Below are 16,165 nucleotides of genomic sequence, written 5' to 3'. Positions count from 1 at the left end.
GTCATTTCGATGACCGGAATCGTGCGCCGCTCCGCGAGATTGGTCAATAGTCGAGCAGAACTGAGCATGGAAATGATTGAAGATGACGAGTAGTGTTCACGCCGTGCTGGCAGAACGACGACACCAACTCATCCTGCGGGCCCTGCGCTCCGGCGGCCCCGCGGCCGTGACCGATCTCTCCGAGCAACTGGGTGTGAGCCCCGCCACGATCAGGCGCGACCTGGTCAAGCTGGAGGAGGACGGGCTGCTCACGCGGGTGCACGGCGGGGCCGTCGTGGAGGAGGGCGACCAGCCCTTCGCCGAGGTGGCCGAGATGCGCGTGGCCGAGAAGGACGCCATAGCGGAGCTGGCGGCGGCCATGGTCACCGACGGCCAGTCGGTGCTGCTCGACATCGGCACCACCGCCTTCCGGCTGGCCCGTCAGCTGCACGGCCGCCGCCTCACGGTCATCACCAGCAACCTGGTGGTCTACGAGGAGCTGGCCGACGACGAGGGCATCGAGCTGGTGCTGCTCGGCGGCATGGTCCGCCGCGAGTACCGCTCCCTGGTCGGCTTCCTCACCGAGGACAACCTTCGCCAGCTGCACGCCGACTGGCTCTTCCTCGGCACCAGTGGGGTGCGTCCGGGCGGGCAGGTGATGGACACGACGGTCGTGGAGGTGCCCGTCAAGCGCGCCATGATCAAGGCGAGCGAGAAGGTCGTGCTGCTCGCCGACTCGGCCAAGTTCCCGGGTACGGGCATGGCGAAGGTCTGCGGTCCCCGGGACCTGGACATGGTGGTGACCAACGCGCCGGTGGACCCGGTGACCCGGTCCTCCCTGGAGGAGGCCGGCGTCGAGGTGGTCCTGGCAGGAAAGGCTCTAGCGTGAGACTGACGATTCTGGGCGGCGGCGGGTTCCGGGTGCCGCTCGTGTACGGGGCGCTCCTCGGGGACCGCGGCGAGGGCCGGGTCACCCGCGTGGTGCTCCACGACCTGGATCCGCACCGGCTGTCCGCGGTGACCCGGGTGCTCGCCGAGCAGGCCGCCCGGTACGCCGACGCCCCCGAGGTCACCGCGACGACCGACCTCGACGAGGCGCTGCGCGGTGCCGACTTCGTGTTCTCCGCGATCCGCGTCGGCGGCCTGAAGGGCAGGGCGGACGACGAGCGGGTGGCGCTGGCCGAGGGCGTGCTGGGCCAGGAGACGGTCGGCGCGGGCGGCATCGCCTACGGGCTGCGCACGGTCCCCGTCGCCGTCGACATCGCCCGGCGGGTGGCCCGCCTGGCCCCCGACGCCTGGGTCATCAACTTCACCAACCCGGCCGGCCTGGTCACCGAGGCCATGTCCCGCCACCTCGGCGACCGCGTCATCGGCATCTGCGACTCCCCGGTGGGCCTCGGCCGCCGTATCGCCCGTGTCCTCGGCGCGAACCCCGGGGAGGCGTGGATCGACTACGTCGGTCTCAACCACCTCGGCTGGGTGCGCGGTCTGCGCGTGGCGGGCCGCGACGAACTCCCCCGCCTGCTCGCCGACCCGGACCTGCTCGGCTCCTTCGAGGAGGGCAAGCTCTTCGGCGTCGACTGGCTGCGGTCGCTGGGCGCCATCCCCAACGAGTACCTGCACTACTACTACTTCAACCGCGAGGCCGTCCGCGCCTACCAGCAGGCCGAGAGGACCCGCGGCGCGTTCCTGCGCGACCAGCAGGCGCAGTTCTACGAGCAGGTCGAGGACCCGGGGGCCAGGGCCCTGGAGATCTGGGACCGCACCCGCGCCGAGCGCGAGGCGACGTACATGGCCGAGAACCGGGAGACGGCGGGCGCGGGGGAGCGCGAGGCCGACGACCTCTCCGGCGGCTACGAGAAGGTGGCCCTCGCCCTGATGCGGGCCATCGCCCGCGACGAACGCACCACCCTCATCCTCAACGTCCGCAACCGCGGCACCCTCTCGGTGCTCGACTCCGAGGCCGTCATCGAGGTCCCGTGCCTGGTCGACGCCAACGGCGCCCACCCGGTCGCCGTCGACCCGCTTCCTGATCACGCCACCGGTCTTGTCTGCGCGGTGAAGGCGGTCGAGCGCGAGGTGCTCGCCGCCGCTGAGTCGGGATCCCGTACGACGGCCGTGAAGGCCTTCGCGCTGCACCCGCTGGTCGACTCCGTGAACGTGGCCCGACGGCTGGTCGAGGGCTATGCCGAGGTCCACCCCGGCCTGGCATATCTTAGGTAGACGCCCGCTGGAAAGCGCTTTCCACCCGCTTGCCTCTCCCTCTCTGGAGACCCTGATGCACGACGAACGCCGCCGGATCGAGGAGCGCGTCGAGCGCGCCCACAACCAGCGCATCAAGCCCGCCGTCTACGCGGCCGCCGTCCCCCTCGCCGTCGAGGCCTGGCAGGCGCCCGGGGAGCCGGTGCCCTTCGCCGAGGCCGCCGTCGCGGCGTACGAGCCCTTCGCGATGGGCACGCCGTGGGGGCCGCCCTGGGGCACCACCTGGTTCCGGATGCGCGGGCAGGTGCCCGCCGAGTGGGCCGGCCGGCGCGTCGAGGCGGTCATCGACCTCGGCTTCGTCGGCGACTGGCCCGGCAACCAGGCCGAGGCCCTGGTCCATCTGACCGACGGGACACCGCTGAAGGCGGTCAACCCGCTCAACCAGTACGTGCCGATCGGCAACCCGGCCACCGGCGGCGAGGAGATCCACTACCTCGTCGAGGCCGCCTCCAACCCCGACATCCTGGCGGGCGAGTTCGCCGCCCCCACCCCGCTCGGCGACGTGCTGACCGCCGGCTCCGAGCCGCTGTACGTCTTCCGGCGCGCCGACCTAGCCGTCCTCGACGAGCAGGTCTGGCACCTCGACCTGGACCTCCAGGTGCTGCGCGAGCTCATGGTCCACCTCGGCGAGCACGAGCCGCGCCGGCACGAGATCCTGCACACCCTGGACCGGGCCATGGACGCCCTGGACCTGGACGACGTCTCCGGCAGCGCCGCCGCCGTCCGCGAGGTCCTCGCCCCCGCCCTGGCCCGGCCCGCGCACGCCAGCGCCCACACCATCTCCGGGGTCGGCCACGCGCACATCGACTCCGCGTGGCTGTGGCCCATCCGCGAGACCAAGCGCAAGACGTCCCGCACCTTCTCCAACGTCACCGCGCTCGCCGACGAGTACGACGACTTCATCTTCGCCTGCTCCCAGGCCCAGCAGTACGAGTGGGTGCGCGACCACTACCCCCGGGTGTGGGCGCGCATCCAGGAGTCCGTGAAGAAGGGCCAGTGGGCGCCGGTCGGCGGCATGTGGGTCGAGTCCGACGGCAACCTGCCCGGCGGCGAGGCGATCGCCCGCCAGCTCGTCCACGGCAAGCGGTTCTTCATCGAGCACTTCGGCATCGAGACCAAGGGCGTCTGGCTGCCCGACTCCTTCGGCTACAACGCCGCCTACCCCCAGCTCGCCAAGCTCGCGGGCAACGACTGGTTCCTGACCCAGAAGATCTCCTGGAACCAGACGAACAAGTTCCCCCACCACACCTTCTGGTGGGAGGGCATCGACGGCACCCGCATCTTCACCCACTTCCCGCCGGTCGACACCTACAACGCGCGCTTCAGCGGCGAGGAGATGGACCGCGCGGTGCGCAACTACGCGGAGAAGGGCGCCGGAACGCGCTCCCTCGCCCCCTTCGGCTGGGGCGACGGCGGCGGCGGCCCCACCCGCGAGATCATGGAGCGGGCGCGCAGGCTCGCCGACCTGGAGGGCTCGCCCAAGGTCGTCGTCGAGCACCCGGACGCCTTCTTCGCCAAGGCCCGCGAGGAGTACCCGGACGCCCCGGTGTGGAACGGCGAGCTGTACCTGGAGCTGCACCGCGCCACCTACACCTCCCAGGCCCGCACCAAGCAGGGCAACCGGCGCAGCGAACACAGGCTGCGCGAGGCCGAGCTGTGGGCGACGACGGCCGCCCTGCACGCGCCGGGCTACGCCTACCCGTACGAGAAGCTCGACCGGCTGTGGAAGACGGTCCTGCTGCACCAGTTCCACGACATCCTGCCGGGCTCGTCGATCGCCTGGGTGCACCGCGAGGCGGAGGCCGAGTACGCCCGCGTGGCCGGGGAGCTGGAGACGCTGACCGCCGAGGCGATCGCCGCGCTGGGCGGCGGCGGGGCCCGGGTCTTCAACACCGGCCCCTACGACCGCGCCGAGGTGGTCCGCACCGCCGAGGGCACACCGGTGTACGTGCGGGTGCCGGCGAGCGGCAGCGCGCCCCTCGCCGCCGCCGCGCCGCCCCCGGCCCCGCGGCCGGTGACGGCCGAGGGCCGGGTCCTCGACAACGGCCTGGTCCGTGTCGAGGTGGCCGAGGACGGCACCCTGTCGTCGGTGTTCGACCTCAGGGCGGACCGCGAGGTCCTCGCCGGCCAGGGCAACCTGCTACGGCTGCACACCGACCTCCCCAACTACTGGGACGCCTGGGACATCGACAAGCACTACCAGAACCGGTACACGGACCTGCTGGGGACCGAGTCGGTCACCGTGGTCGAGGCGGACCCGCTGGTCGGCGCGATCCGCGTCGAGCGCTCCTTCGGCAAGGGCTCGAAGATCACCCAGACGATCACCCTGCGGGCCGGAAGCCCCCGGATCGACTTCGAGACCGACATCGACTGGCACGAGGCCGAGAAGATCCTCAAGGCGGGCTTCCCGGTGGACATCCGGGCCCCGCACTCCTCGGCCGAGATCCAGTTCGGCCACGTCCAGCGGCCCACCCACACCAACACCAGCTGGGAGGCGGCCCGCTTCGAGGTCTCCGGCCACCGCTGGGTGCACATCGGCGAGCCCGGCTACGGCGTCGCGGTCGTCAACGACTCGACGTACGGCCACGACGTCTCCCGCACGGTCCGCGAGGACGGCGGTACGACCACCACGGTCCGGCTCAGCCTGGTGCGCGCCCCGCGCATCCCGGACCCGGAGGCCGACCAGGGGCGCCACCGCTTCACCTACGCGCTGCTGCCGGGCGCGAGCATCGAGGACGCGGTGGCCGAGGGGTATGCCCTCAACCTCCCGCTGCGGGTGGCCGATTCGGCGGGGGAGCCGCGGCCGGTCGTCTCGGTGGACGGCGAGGGCGTGACCGTCGAGGCGGTCAAGCTCGCCGACGACGGGTCGGGCGACGTGGTCGTACGGCTCTACGAGTCCCGTGGCGGCCGCGGCCGGGGTGTCCTGCGCACCGGCTTCCCGCTCGCCGGCGCCCAGGTCACCGATCTGCTGGAACGCCCGCTGGAGGAGGCCGGGTCCACCGACGGCGCGGTACCCGTCTCGCTGCGCCCCTTCCAGATCCTGACCCTCCGACTGCGCAGGGGCTGACCCGTGCCCATGCAACCCTGGTTCACCGACGCCAAGCTGGGGATATTCGTCCACTGGGGCATCTACGCCGTCGACGGCGTCCAGGAGTCCTGGTCGTTCTACGACGACATCGTGCCGCACGAGAGGTACATGTCCCAGCTGGACCGCTTCACGGGCGCCCGGTACGACCCGCGCGCCTGGGCGGACCTGTTCGCCCGGGCGGGCGCGAGATACGCGGTACTGACGACCCGTCACCATGACGGTGTGGCCCTGTGGGACACCGCGTACGGCGACCTGAACCTCGGCAGGGACTATCTGTCCGGTTATGCCGAGGCCCTGCGCGAGAGGGACCTCAAGGTCGGGTTCTACTACTCCCACTCCGACTGGAACCACCCCGACTACGCCTCCACGCGCAAGCCGGGCCGCCCGCCGGAGCAGGAGGACAACCGCTACTCCGAGTGCGCGGCCGAGGACGAGGACCTGGCGGCCTGGGAGCGGTTCATCGCCTACCGGGACGGCCAGGTCCGCGAGCTGGCCTCCCGCTACCGCCCGGACCTGATGTGGTTCGACGGTGAGTGGGACCGCAGCGAGGAGCAGTGGCGGATCCCGGAGCTGGCCGCGCTCATCCGTTCGTACGTCCCCGACGTCGTCTTCAACGCCCGGATGCTCGGCGAGGGCGACTACGCGACGCCGGAACAGGGCGCTCCCGTCGTGCCGCCCGAGGGCCCCTGGGAACTGTGCCTGACGATCAACGACTCGTGGGGCTACCAGCACCGCGACCACAACCACAAGTCGCTCGCCCAGCTGATCCGCTACTTCACCGAGACCATCGGGGGCGGCGGGAACCTGCTCCTGGACGTCGGCCCGATGGAGGACGGCACCATCCCGCGGCCGCAGGTGGAGCGCCTGGAGGGGCTGGGGGAGTGGATCCGTCGGCACGCGGAGGCGGTGTACGGCACGGTGCGCGGGCTGCCGGCCGGGCACCACTACGGGCCCAGCACCCTGTCCGCCGACCGCCGCACGCTCTACCTCACCCTGTTCGACATCCCGCGTGCCGAGATCGGCGTGCGCGGACTGGCCACCCTGGTGCGCCGGGTCACCGTGCTGGGCACCGGCGCCGAGCTGGCCCACCGGGTCGTCGGCGGGCTGCACGAGGCGGTGGGAGTGCTGTGGATCGACCCGCCGGAGCGGGCCGACCTCGACCCGTACGCGACCGTGCTCGCCGTGGAACTGGACGGTGAACTGGAGCTGTACCGGGGGTCGGGCCGCTTCTGACGCGCCGGGGCGGCCGGCCCTCGTGGGACCGGCCGCCGCTTCGGGGGCCCGGGTGGCCGGCCGCTCAGCCGGTGAACCCGGCCGTGATGGACGTGAACTGCCAGGTGTCCTGGCTGATGCCGGAACAGTTGCTGACCACGCCGCCGCCCGCGCAGGGCCGGTCGCGGTTGACCGCCCAGAAGGCCAGGCGGCCGATGTGGTGGGAGTCGGCCCAGTCCCGGATCTGGGTCCAGATCGCCGGGGTGGTGTTCTCCTGCTGGTCGGAGAGGCCGTTCATGCCGGAGATGCCGATGTGCGCGTAGGCCGTGGCGTCGTCCCAGCCGAAGGTCGACTTCAGCTTGGCCTTCAGGCCCTCGGCCGCGTTCACCGTGTTCCCGTACATGTCGGAGCCGCCGCCGAAGTCGAACGGCATGATGGTGAAGACGTCGATGTCCGCGCCGAGCGACTGCGCCTGCTCGATCAGCCGGTTGCCGTAGTAGGTCGGGCCGGTGGTCGAGGTGCCGAAGGTGACGATCGTCCTCAGGCCCGGGTTGGCGGCCTTGACCGTCTTCAGCGCGGTCAGGATCCTCGCCTGCACGGCCTCGTTCTCGAACTCGTCGGTGTTCTCGATGTCCATGTCGACGGCCTTGAGACCGTAGGCGTCGATCACCTTCTGGATCGCCCCGGCGAGCGCGCTCGCGGAGGAGCAGTTTGCGCCGAGCTTGCTGCCCTGCCAGCCGCCGAACGACGGCACGACGTCACCGCCGGCCGAGCGGATCTGGTCGACGGCGCTCTGGTCGGCGCCGCCGGTCAGCGGCCGGCTGCCGTCCCAGGCGGGGGTGCAGCCGCCGGAGTCCAGCACGAACGCCATGGTGAACGACTTGACGCCGGTCGCGCTCATCACCGTGCTCGGGTTCGGCGGGTCGCCCCAGCCCTCGTACAGGTACGGCGCCGCCTGCCGGAACCCGCTGCCGCCGCCGCTGCCCGCGTCGGTCGTCACGCTCACCGCGTTGGAGGCCCCCGAGACGTTCCCGGCCGCGTCCCGCGCCTTCACGGTGAAGGTGTAGCCGGTGCTCGGGGACAGGCCGCCGACCGTGGCCGCCGTACCGGATACGCTCAGCACCCGGTTCGCGCCGCTGTAGATGTCGTACGCCGTCACGCCCACGTTGTCCGTGGCGGCGTTCCACTGCAGCGACACGCTCGACGAGGTCTTCGCGGTGGAGGTCAGCCCGGTGGGCGCGGTCGGCGCCTGGGTGTCCGAGCCGCCGCCCCCGCCGCCGGGGCCGTCGAGACTGATGTCGTCGGCGTAGTAGGCGCCCTGCGCGTACCAGCCGTGGACCCAGACGGTGGCGCTGGTCTGCGAGGCACCGGTGGTGAAGGAGACACTGAGCTTGCTGTACGCCGACGGGGAGGTCGTCCAGGTCGAGGCGCCGCCGTCCACACCGAGGTAGACATAGGAGCCGCGGACCCAGCCGCTGAGGCTGTAGGTCGTGTTCGGCTGGACGGGGACGGTCTGGCCGCACTGGGCGTCGTCGCTCGAACTCGGGTCTCCCTGAAGGGCCTTGGAGCCGCCGTGCACCGGGGAGGAGACGACCGAGCCGAGGTTGCCGGTGCAGGTCCAGGGGGAGAGGCCGCCCGACTCGAAGCCGGCGTTGGCGAGGATGTTGGCCGCCTCGGCGGTGCCGGGGAGCGCGATGGCCCCGCCGAGGGCGAGGGCACCGGAGGCGAGCAGGGCGAGGAGGCGGGGTCTGGGGCGTCCGGGTGTGTTGCGCACGCGATCTCCCTTGGGGAATGGGGGTGTTCGGGAGTGCACGAAGGTGCCGGGGAGTGCGGAAGGGTGCGCAACAAAGTTGGTATGGACCAATCCCGGTGTCAAGGGGATGCGCCGAGATTGGTCCAGACCGGTGGACCGGAGTGGCGGTGAGGAGCGCCGGGGAGGGGTGGCGGCTCAGGCGGTCGCGGCGGCCGGGGCTCCGGCCTCCGTGCCCACCGGCGGGGCGGGCGCGGGCAACGCCGGCAGCAGCACCTCGGTCTCCTCGATCCGCTGCTGGGGCAGCGACACCGGCCGCAGCGGGCGCGGCCCCGACACCACCGTGTAGTCCTGGCCAAGGAACGGCGGTTCCATCGCCCCCGGGTCCTCGCCGAGAGCCAGCTGCACCGCCGCCCACGGCGCGTTCACCCCGCAGAGCGACAGCTGGTGCAGGCCGCCGGCGGGACGCGTGTTGACGTCGAGCAGCACCGGGCGGTCGCCGAGCATCCGGAACTGGATGTTGGACAGGTAGTGCAGCCCGAAGCCCTCGGCGATCAGCCGGGCCGGCTCCAGCCACCGCTCGTCCAGCGTGAACCCGCGCCGACGGCCGTCCTTGGTGCGGCCCACCGCCAGCCGCACCCGGTTGTCCGGGCCGGTGAGACAGTCCACCGACACCTCCGGCTGCTCCAGACGGGGCATCACCAGCCAGTCGACGGGCTCCTCCGCCCGCCGCAGCGCCTCGACGACCAGGTCCAGCTGGACGTGCGGCCCCGGGAAGCCGCCCAGATGCGTCAGCGAGAAGGGGGCGCGCGTGATCATCCGGAAACCGACCCCGCCCGCACCGGAGGCGGGCTTGAAGCACGCCCTGTACCCGGCCGCCTCCAGCTCCTCGACCGCCGCGAGGAGTTCCTCCGCCGTGCGCGCCCGCCACCACGGCGGCACCGGGACGCCGACCGAACGGACCGCCTCGTACGCCGTCGCCTTGTCCTCGAAGACGGCCACCGCCTGCGGCGTCGGCGCCAGCAGCACCGTGCCCACGGCCGCGAAGTCGGCGCGGTGCGCCACGATCGCCGCCTGGTGCAGCCGGGGCACGAACACGTCGATGCCGCGCCGGACGCACTGGTCCAGGGCGTACTCCACGTACCCGGCCGGGGACAGGCCCTCCGGCTCCAGGTCCGCGGTGTCGGCGGCGGCCAGCACGGGGGAGTCCGGGTCACCGTGCGTGGCGTGGATCTCCACGGCCCGGTCGCTGGGATTTCGCCGCAGCTGGTCCATGAAGAACACGTTCTCCGCGTACGTGCGGTTGAGCCAGACGCGTACGCGAGAGAGCATGCAGGCCGCCTTCCGGGGGTTTTCGGGCAGGACTCAGCGGCCCGTGCCCGGGCAGGATGAAGGGAGGTACACCAAACCGCCCTGTGCGAAGGGAAGTTCACGGCGGTGGTGTCGGGGCGATCATACGGCTTTCAAGGGCCCCGGCGTGCAACGCCGGTGTTACGGATTTCCGGCCCCGGCCCGCCGGGCTCCCTTGTCCCTCGTCCGCGAATGTGTTCTCGTGGTCCCATCGTCATGATCGGAAGGGGCGCGGGGTGGAGTCGAGAGCCGGTTCCGGACAGCTGCTCGCCATCAGCGACCTGCACGTCTCGTACCCCGAGAACCGGGCGCTGGTCGAGGCGATGCGCCCCCACTCGGACGAGGACTGGCTGATCGTGGCCGGAGACGTGGCGGAGACCGTCGAGGACATCCGCTGGACCCTCGCCACCCTCGCCGGACGCTTCCGCAAGGTGCTGTGGGCCCCCGGCAACCACGACCTGTGGACCCACCCGAACGACACCGTCACCCTGCGGGGCGTGGCCCGCTACGAGCACCTGGTGGCCCTGTGCCGGGAACTGGGCGTGACCACTCCCGAGGACCCCTACCCTGTCTGGGAGGGCCCCGGCGGCCCGGTGGCCGTGGCGCCGCTGTTCCTGCTCTACGACTACACCTTCCTGCCGGCCGGCTGCGCCACCAAGGAAGAGGGCCTGGCCTACGCGCACGAGACCGGCATCGTCTGCACCGACGAGTACCTGCTGCACCCCGACCCCTACCCCAGCCGCGAGGCCTGGTGCCGGGCCCGGGTCGAGGCGACGGGCCGCCGGCTCGCCGAGCTGCCGCCGGACCTGCCGACCGTCCTCGCCAACCACTATCCGCTCGACCGCCACCCCATGGACGTCCTGTGGCACCCCGAGTTCGCCATGTGGTGCGGCACCCGGCTGACGGCCGACTGGCACCGCCGCTTCCGGGTCGGGACCATGGTCTACGGCCATCTGCACATCCCGCGGACCACCTGGCACGAGGGCGTCCGCTTCGAAGAGGTCTCCGTGGGATACCCCCGCGAGTGGCACAAGCGCCCGGAGCCGCCGGGAAGGCTGCGCCGCATCCTGCCGATGGAGGTCGAAGCCGGTGATCGAGGAGCTGCTCCCGGAGTCGGTGGTGGCCGTGGAGAGCCACGGTGACGACGCCCCGTGGGACGCCCCGCTCTATCCCGAGGAGGAGGCGCTCGTGACGCGCGCGGTGGCCAAGCGCCGCCGTGAGTTCGCCGCCGTGCGCGCCTGCGCCCGCCGGGCCATGGAGAAGCTCGGGGTACCGCCGCAGGCCCTCGTGACCGGCGCGAGCGGCGCCCCGCGCTGGCCGGCCGGCCTGGTCGGCAGCATGACCCACAGCGAGGGCTACTGCGCCGCCGCCCTGGTCCGCGCCACCGACCTGGCCTCCCTCGGCATCGACGCCGAGCCGCACGAGCCGCTCCCGCAGGAGGTCGTCTCCTACGTCTTCCTGCCCGCCGAGGCCGAACGGCTCGCGGTGCTGGCCGCCCGGAGCCCGAACGTGCACTGGGACCGGATCCTGTTCAGCGCCAAGGAGTCGGTCTACAAGGCGTGGTTCCCGCTCACCGGCGAATGGCTCGACTTCTCCGAGGCCGACATCGAGCTCCTCCCCGGTCCCGGTGACCTGCCCGGGGGCCGGCTGCGGGCCGAACTCCTCGTGCCGGGCCCGCTGGTCGGCGGCCGGCGCCTGCAGACCTTCGAGGGCCGGTGGAGCGTGCGCGGCGGAATGGTGACCACGGCGATCGTCGTACCGCACGGCTGAGAGCGCGGCGGCGGGGCGGCCCGGGCCCGGGATCACGGTCCGGGGGTCAGGCGGGCGGGCACCAGCCGTGCAGCAGCCGGAAGAACGCCTCCTCGTTGCCCGCCAGTCCCGCCCGCGCCAGGGCCCGTTCCGCCTCGGCGAGGACGGTGGGCGGGACGACGACGGGCCGGCCGTCCCCGGGTGACCCGTCGAAGGCGGCGCGCACCGTGTGCAGCAGCCTCAGATAGGCCTGGACGGCGGTGCGTTCATGGTCGGTCAGTACGGCGGTGGACATCGGTCGGCTCCCCCGGACGGTCATGTGCAAGGACCCCTCAAGCATGCCGCCCGGCACTGACAACGCCCCGGGCACGAGCTCAGCCCTGCGGCCCCAGATACCCCAGCGACGCCTCGATCCGGCCCGCCACGTCGTCCCGCCGGGCGGGTCCGCGCAGGGCCGAACCCGCCAGCCGGGTACGGCACTTGCTGGCCAGCAGCAGACCGAAGGTCTCGGCCTCGCGCTCCTCGGTGAGGTCGAAGCGGGTACGGGCGGCGGCCCGGTGCACGGTGGCCTGCAGGGCGTCCTGGTCGGTGTCGTCCTGCAGCAGACGGGTGGCGACGCCGACCCCGTCGACGTGGTGGCCCGAGTGGTCGGCCTGCATGTGCCACAGCTCGTGGCCCAGGATCACCAACTGATGGTCGGGCGCGGTGCGTTCCTCGACGACGACCAGGTCACGGTCGGTCATGTCCAGCCACAGCCCGCTGGCGGTGTCGGGCGGGAAGACGGCCGTACGGAAGTGCACGGGACGGCCCCGGCGGCGGCTCATCACCTCGCACAGCGCGGTGTACAGCTCGTGCGGCGGCGCCGGCGCGGGCAGGGTCAGCCCGCCCACCAGCTCGGCGCACAGCCGGCGCATGTCCTTCCCGATGGACCTGCCGATGCCCACAGTCCTCCCCCGGTTCACTGCTCGGGCCGCTTGACGCTCTCCAGGAGCATGTCGAGCCACTCCGCGACCTTGTCCCGGTGCTGGTCGGTGGGCAACTGCGCGGCCCGCCAGGCGATTCCGCGCACCCCGTGGTCCTGCAACAGCCGCTCCAGCGGATCCTGCGCGGCCCCGGCCAGGGCCCGCTCCCGGTCGGCGAGCTTCTGCAGCAGTTCCTGCTCGACGCGCTGGAGTGCTCCCGCGAGCGCCTCCGGGTCCTCCGCGGTGAGGAAACCCGCGTGCACCCGGAAGAACCGCTGGAGCGCGTCGCAGTGCTCCATGGTGGGCCGCCGGTCGCCGTTGATCAGGGCGCCGGCCTGCTGGCGGGACATGCCCGCGCCGTCGGCGATCTCCTGCTGGGTGTATCTGCGCCCGTTGGGCTTCAACCGGGTGCGCCGCAGCAGGTCCAGCCGCTGCAGGAAGCGGGCCTGCACATCGGGCTCGCCCGCGGGCCGTCCGCTCAGCAGGGCCCGGACCACGGGCTCGGGCACCCCGCAGGCGACCGAGAGCCGCGCCACCTCGTAGACCTCGGTGTGCGGCACGCCGAGCCGGTCGGCGAGCGCGGTGACGCGGGCGACGACGGCCGGCAGCTGGGCGGTCGCCGAGGCGCCCCGATCCTCGTAGCCATCCGTCACCGACAGAACTCCTACGTCTCTCAGAGGAATCAGGGGCTCCGCACATGCGGTTGCCGTGGACTTCCGGAGAGTATCCGGTGCTTCGAACTCACATCCAGGTCTCGCCACAACTGTGGCCAATTTCAGCCGTCAACAGGCATGAAATGCCACGATAGTTGACACGACTCTTGCCTGGGCAGGAGGATCACAACGCCGCGTGAAGGCCGCAGAGGCAAGAGGGGTGACCTCCCGATGGCATATCAGGCAGGTGGGCAGCGGCCGGCGCCGCGGCCCGTCCCCGAGGGCCGCGAGGCCCAGGCGTACCTCCAGGACTACGCCGTGCTTCTCGACGCCGTCCCCTTCCCGTCCCTGGTCGTCGACCACCGGTGGGACGTGGTCCTCGCCAACGGCGCGTTCGAGTCACTTTTCCGCGCGGTCGGACCGCACCCGACGGCCATGCCTTCCGACAACTTCCTGCGTTTCGTCCTGTTCCACCCGGACGCCGGGTCGGTCCTGGGCGAGCACGAGGCGGGCTGGTGCCTGCCGATGCTGGCCCACTTCAAGACCGCCGTGGAGCGCTACGGCCACGACCTCGGACTCCAGACGATCCGCCGGGACATCGCCCAGGACCCGCTGATGGAGGCCGCCTTCCGGCAGGGCCTGCCGCACTGGATCCGCGCGGTCGGCGAGAACGCCGCGGAACTCGACGGCGCCGTACGCCTCCTGGTCCACCCCGACCCGCGCCGGGGCACCGTCGAGTGCCGCATCGTCGCCGAGACCCCGAGGACCCTCCAGGACCTCGGGTACACGCGCCTGACCATGGTGCTGCGCGACACCCGCCGCCCCACCGCCGCCCCGCGCCGCCCGCGCCGCGCCCGCACCGCCGGCAGCCATCTCACCGTGGTCCCGGCACCGGAGGCCTGACCCGGCACCGCCGGCGTTCAGGTCGCCGACGGCGCCGGGCCGGACGGCCGCCCCGAGAGGGCCCGGACCGCGCGCCTCACAGATCCAGCACCAGCCGGGCACCACGGCACCGGGACACGCAGATCATCATCGTGTCGCCCGCCGCCCGCTCCTCCTCGGTGAGGACCGAGTCCCGGTGGTCCGGGGCGCCTTCCAGCACGTCCGTCTCGCAGGTGCCGCAGGTTCCCTCGGTGCAGGAGTAGAGCACCTCGACCCCGGCGGCGCGCACGGTGTCGAGCACGGAGACGCCGGGCGCGACGGTGAGCGTACGGCCGCTGCGGGCCAGCTCGACCTCGAACTCCGTGCCGCCGGCGTCCTGTCGGGTCTTGGGCTGGAACCGTTCGAGCCGCAGCGCCCCGGCCGGACAGCGCTCCTCCACCGCGTCCAGCAGGGGGCCGGGACCGCAGCAGTAGACGAGGGTGCCGTCGGGCAGCCCGTCGAGCACGGCAGCGAGGTCCAGCAGACCCGTCTCGTCCTGCGGGGCGAGGGTGACCCGGTCGCCGTACCGTGCCAGCTCCTCGGTGAACGCCATGGACCCGCGGGTACGGCCGCCGTACAGCAGCGTCCACTCGGCGCCCGCCGCCTCGGCCGCGGCGAGCATCGGCAGGATCGGGGTGATGCCGATGCCGCCCGCGACGAAGCGGTACGCCGGCGCGGGCCGCAGCGGGAAGTGGTTGCGCGGCCCGCGCACCCGTACCTTGTCGCCCTGCCGCAACTCCTCGTGCACATGGGCGGATCCGCCCCGCCCGTCCGGCTCGCGCAGCACGGCGACCCGCCACCGGGCACGGTCGCCCGGATCACCGCACAGCGAGTACTGCCGCTCCAGCCCCGGACCGAGCACCAGGTCGACGTGGGCCCCCGGCTCCCAGGCGGGCAGCTCCTCGCCCAGCGGGTGGCACAGGCTGAGGGCGAGCACGCCGTCGGCCGCCGGCTCCCTGCCCGCGACGACGAGTTCGGCTTCGTACAGGCTCATCGGGAGGCCTCCGCGCGGGGCTGGTGTCCTTCGGGATGGCCGAGCATCCACTCCCACATCTCGACCGGGTCCTGCGCGGTGTGCTCGGCTCCGCAGTGGCAGGTGCCGTGCAGGACGTCGGTGCCCGGCAGCCAGTCGACACGGTAGACCTCGCCGGTCGGCGCGCTCACAGGACCTTCTCCACGGGCTTGTCGCCCTCCTCGACGAGCCGGGCGAGGATACGGCGGGCGGCCAGACCGCCGGTGTCGATGTTGATGCTCAGCTCCTGGTATCCGGCGCGCTCCGTGCCGAGCGTCCGGTGCAGCAGGTTGAGCGCGTCGACGTCCTGCATGACGACGGTGTGGTTGTTGCCCCGCAGGAACTCGGTGACCTCGGGGTCGTCCGTCGCCCAGTCCCGGGAGACCATCCAGAAGTCGTACACCTTGCCGTCGGCGGACGGCGTGATCGCGTACGTGATCTCGGTGTGGAAGCCGTTCGGGTCGCTGCCGTCGGCCTCCGGCGCCACCCCGACCGGCGCGATCCGGCTGTGCAGCAGGTACAGGCAGGGCGCGTGGTACTCGATGTCCTGCCAGCGGGTGATCCGGCCCTCGATGCCGGTCGACCTGGCGTAGAACGGCGGGCACTCGGCATCGTCCATGTGCCGGCTCACCCGGACGATGCCCGCCCCCTCGTCGACCTCCGTCGTGATCGGTGTCTCGGCGACCTCGGGAGTGCCGATGTAGCCGCCGTGCAGATACGTCTCGTGGGAGAGGTCGAGGAGGTTGTCGACGAGGAGCCCGTAGTCGGCGTCGATCGGCTCCATGCCCCGGACCGTCGTCCAGCCCGGCGAGTTGAGGTGCCGGGCCCGGGGAATGGTCCCGGCGTCGGCGAGCGCCGGGTCACCGATCCACACCCAGATCAGCGAGTCCTGCTCGACCACCGGGTAGGACAGGACGCGCGCGGTGCGCGGGACGCGCTTCTGCCCCGGCACGTACACGCAGGCGCCGGTGCTGTCGTAGGTGAACCCGTGGTAGCCGCAGACGATCCGGTCACCGTCCAGCCCGCTCTCGGAGAGCGGGTAACGACGGTGCACGCAGCGGTCGTGCAGGGCGACCGGGGTGCCGTCCTCCTCGGTGCGGTAGAACACGATCGGCTCACCGAGGATCGTGCGGCCGAGCAGCTCGCGCCCGACCTCAGCGCCGTAGGCGGCGACGTACCACTGGTTCCTGGCGAAGGCGGTCATGTGAGGCATGGCGTTCCCGTCCC

15 protein-coding genes are annotated in these 16,165 nt (G+C 72.2%); 7 read left to right on the top strand and 8 right to left on the bottom strand.

Going from position 1 to position 16,165, the window contains the following annotated elements; translation table 11 throughout:
- Positions 1–103: 103 nt before the first annotated feature.
- The 4 genes from ACFYMM_RS08485 to ACFYMM_RS08470 are packed head-to-tail and all read left to right on the top strand — an operon-like array spanning position 104 to position 6,562.
- Positions 104–868: a DeoR/GlpR family DNA-binding transcription regulator gene (locus ACFYMM_RS08485; protein ID WP_388385294.1), complete on the top strand. Its 765-nt coding sequence runs from the start codon at positions 104–106 to the stop codon at positions 866–868.
- On the top strand, positions 865–2,202 hold the full coding sequence (locus ACFYMM_RS08480) for a 6-phospho-beta-glucosidase (protein ID WP_388385042.1): 1,338 nt from the start codon (positions 865–867) through the stop codon (positions 2,200–2,202). The genes ACFYMM_RS08485 and ACFYMM_RS08480 overlap by 4 nt, the downstream gene beginning before the upstream one ends.
- A 55-nt stretch (positions 2,203–2,257) precedes the next feature.
- Positions 2,258–5,308 (top strand): alpha-mannosidase, encoded by a 3,051-nt coding sequence (locus ACFYMM_RS08475; RefSeq protein WP_388385041.1) that lies wholly within the window; start codon positions 2,258–2,260, stop codon positions 5,306–5,308.
- 3 nt (positions 5,309–5,311) lie between these two features.
- A complete protein-coding gene (locus ACFYMM_RS08470; protein WP_388385039.1) occupies positions 5,312–6,562 on the top strand; it encodes an alpha-L-fucosidase in 1,251 nt (416 codons plus the stop codon).
- 64 nt (positions 6,563–6,626) lie between these two features.
- Here ACFYMM_RS08470 and ACFYMM_RS08465 read toward each other — a convergent pair whose 3' ends face one another.
- Together ACFYMM_RS08465 and ACFYMM_RS08460 are read right to left on the bottom strand one after the other, a co-directional pair.
- Positions 6,627–8,315, bottom strand: a complete 1,689-nt coding sequence (locus tag ACFYMM_RS08465; RefSeq protein WP_388385038.1) for a carbohydrate binding domain-containing protein — start codon at positions 8,313–8,315, stop codon at positions 6,627–6,629.
- A 174-nt stretch (positions 8,316–8,489) separates the two neighbouring features.
- The gene (locus ACFYMM_RS08460; protein ID WP_388385037.1) at positions 8,490–9,623 is read right to left on the bottom strand and encodes an ATP-grasp domain-containing protein; all 1,134 of its coding nucleotides are present in this window, start codon (positions 9,621–9,623) and stop codon (positions 8,490–8,492) included.
- A 254-nt stretch (positions 9,624–9,877) separates the two neighbouring features.
- On the opposite strand from ACFYMM_RS08460, the gene ACFYMM_RS08455 reads away from it, so the two are divergent.
- Complete coding sequence (locus ACFYMM_RS08455) at positions 9,878–10,783, top strand: metallophosphoesterase family protein (protein WP_388385036.1); 906 nt, start codon at positions 9,878–9,880, stop codon at positions 10,781–10,783.
- A complete protein-coding gene (locus tag ACFYMM_RS08450; RefSeq protein ID WP_388385034.1) occupies positions 10,731–11,411 on the top strand; it encodes a 4'-phosphopantetheinyl transferase in 681 nt (226 codons plus the stop codon). The genes ACFYMM_RS08455 and ACFYMM_RS08450 overlap by 53 nt, the downstream gene beginning before the upstream one ends.
- A 46-nt stretch (positions 11,412–11,457) precedes the next feature.
- Here the strand turns inward: ACFYMM_RS08450 and ACFYMM_RS08445 are convergent, their stop codons facing one another.
- From ACFYMM_RS08445 to ACFYMM_RS08435, 3 genes are all read right to left on the bottom strand, one after another.
- Complete coding sequence (locus ACFYMM_RS08445) at positions 11,458–11,685, bottom strand: hypothetical protein (protein WP_388385033.1); 228 nt, start codon at positions 11,683–11,685, stop codon at positions 11,458–11,460.
- A gap of 79 nt (positions 11,686–11,764) precedes the next feature.
- Complete coding sequence (locus ACFYMM_RS08440; RefSeq protein ID WP_388385293.1) at positions 11,765–12,304, bottom strand: toxin-antitoxin system, toxin component; 540 nt, start codon at positions 12,302–12,304, stop codon at positions 11,765–11,767.
- Positions 12,305–12,348: 44 nt separating this feature from the next.
- The gene (locus ACFYMM_RS08435) at positions 12,349–13,005 is read right to left on the bottom strand and encodes a helix-turn-helix domain-containing protein (protein WP_388385032.1); all 657 of its coding nucleotides are present in this window, start codon (positions 13,003–13,005) and stop codon (positions 12,349–12,351) included.
- Between the two features lie 231 nt (positions 13,006–13,236).
- On the opposite strand from ACFYMM_RS08435, the gene ACFYMM_RS08430 reads away from it, so the two are divergent.
- Complete coding sequence (locus ACFYMM_RS08430; protein WP_388385031.1) at positions 13,237–13,908, top strand: hypothetical protein; 672 nt, start codon at positions 13,237–13,239, stop codon at positions 13,906–13,908.
- Between the two features lie 76 nt (positions 13,909–13,984).
- On the opposite strand, the gene ACFYMM_RS08425 is transcribed toward ACFYMM_RS08430, so the two are convergent.
- From ACFYMM_RS08425 to ACFYMM_RS08415, 3 genes are read right to left on the bottom strand one after another with little or no spacing between them, the layout of a single operon-like run.
- Positions 13,985–14,920, bottom strand: a complete 936-nt coding sequence (locus tag ACFYMM_RS08425) for a PDR/VanB family oxidoreductase (protein WP_388385030.1) — start codon at positions 14,918–14,920, stop codon at positions 13,985–13,987.
- A complete protein-coding gene (locus ACFYMM_RS08420) occupies positions 14,917–15,090 on the bottom strand; it encodes a hypothetical protein (RefSeq protein ID WP_388385029.1) in 174 nt (57 codons plus the stop codon). The genes ACFYMM_RS08425 and ACFYMM_RS08420 overlap by 4 nt, the downstream gene beginning before the upstream one ends.
- Positions 15,087–16,151, bottom strand: coding sequence for a Rieske 2Fe-2S domain-containing protein (locus ACFYMM_RS08415; protein WP_388385028.1), 1,065 nt, complete (start codon positions 16,149–16,151; stop codon positions 15,087–15,089). The genes ACFYMM_RS08420 and ACFYMM_RS08415 overlap by 4 nt, the downstream gene beginning before the upstream one ends.
- Positions 16,152–16,165: the final 14 nt, after the last annotated feature.

The sequence above is a fragment of the Streptomyces sp. NPDC006739 genome, assembly GCF_042869815.1.
In the GTDB taxonomy this organism is placed as follows: Bacteria; Actinomycetota; Actinomycetes; order Streptomycetales; family Streptomycetaceae; genus Streptomyces.
The sequence above is the reverse complement of the archived record's forward strand: the minus strand, read 5'-3'. Positions and strand labels throughout refer to the sequence as shown.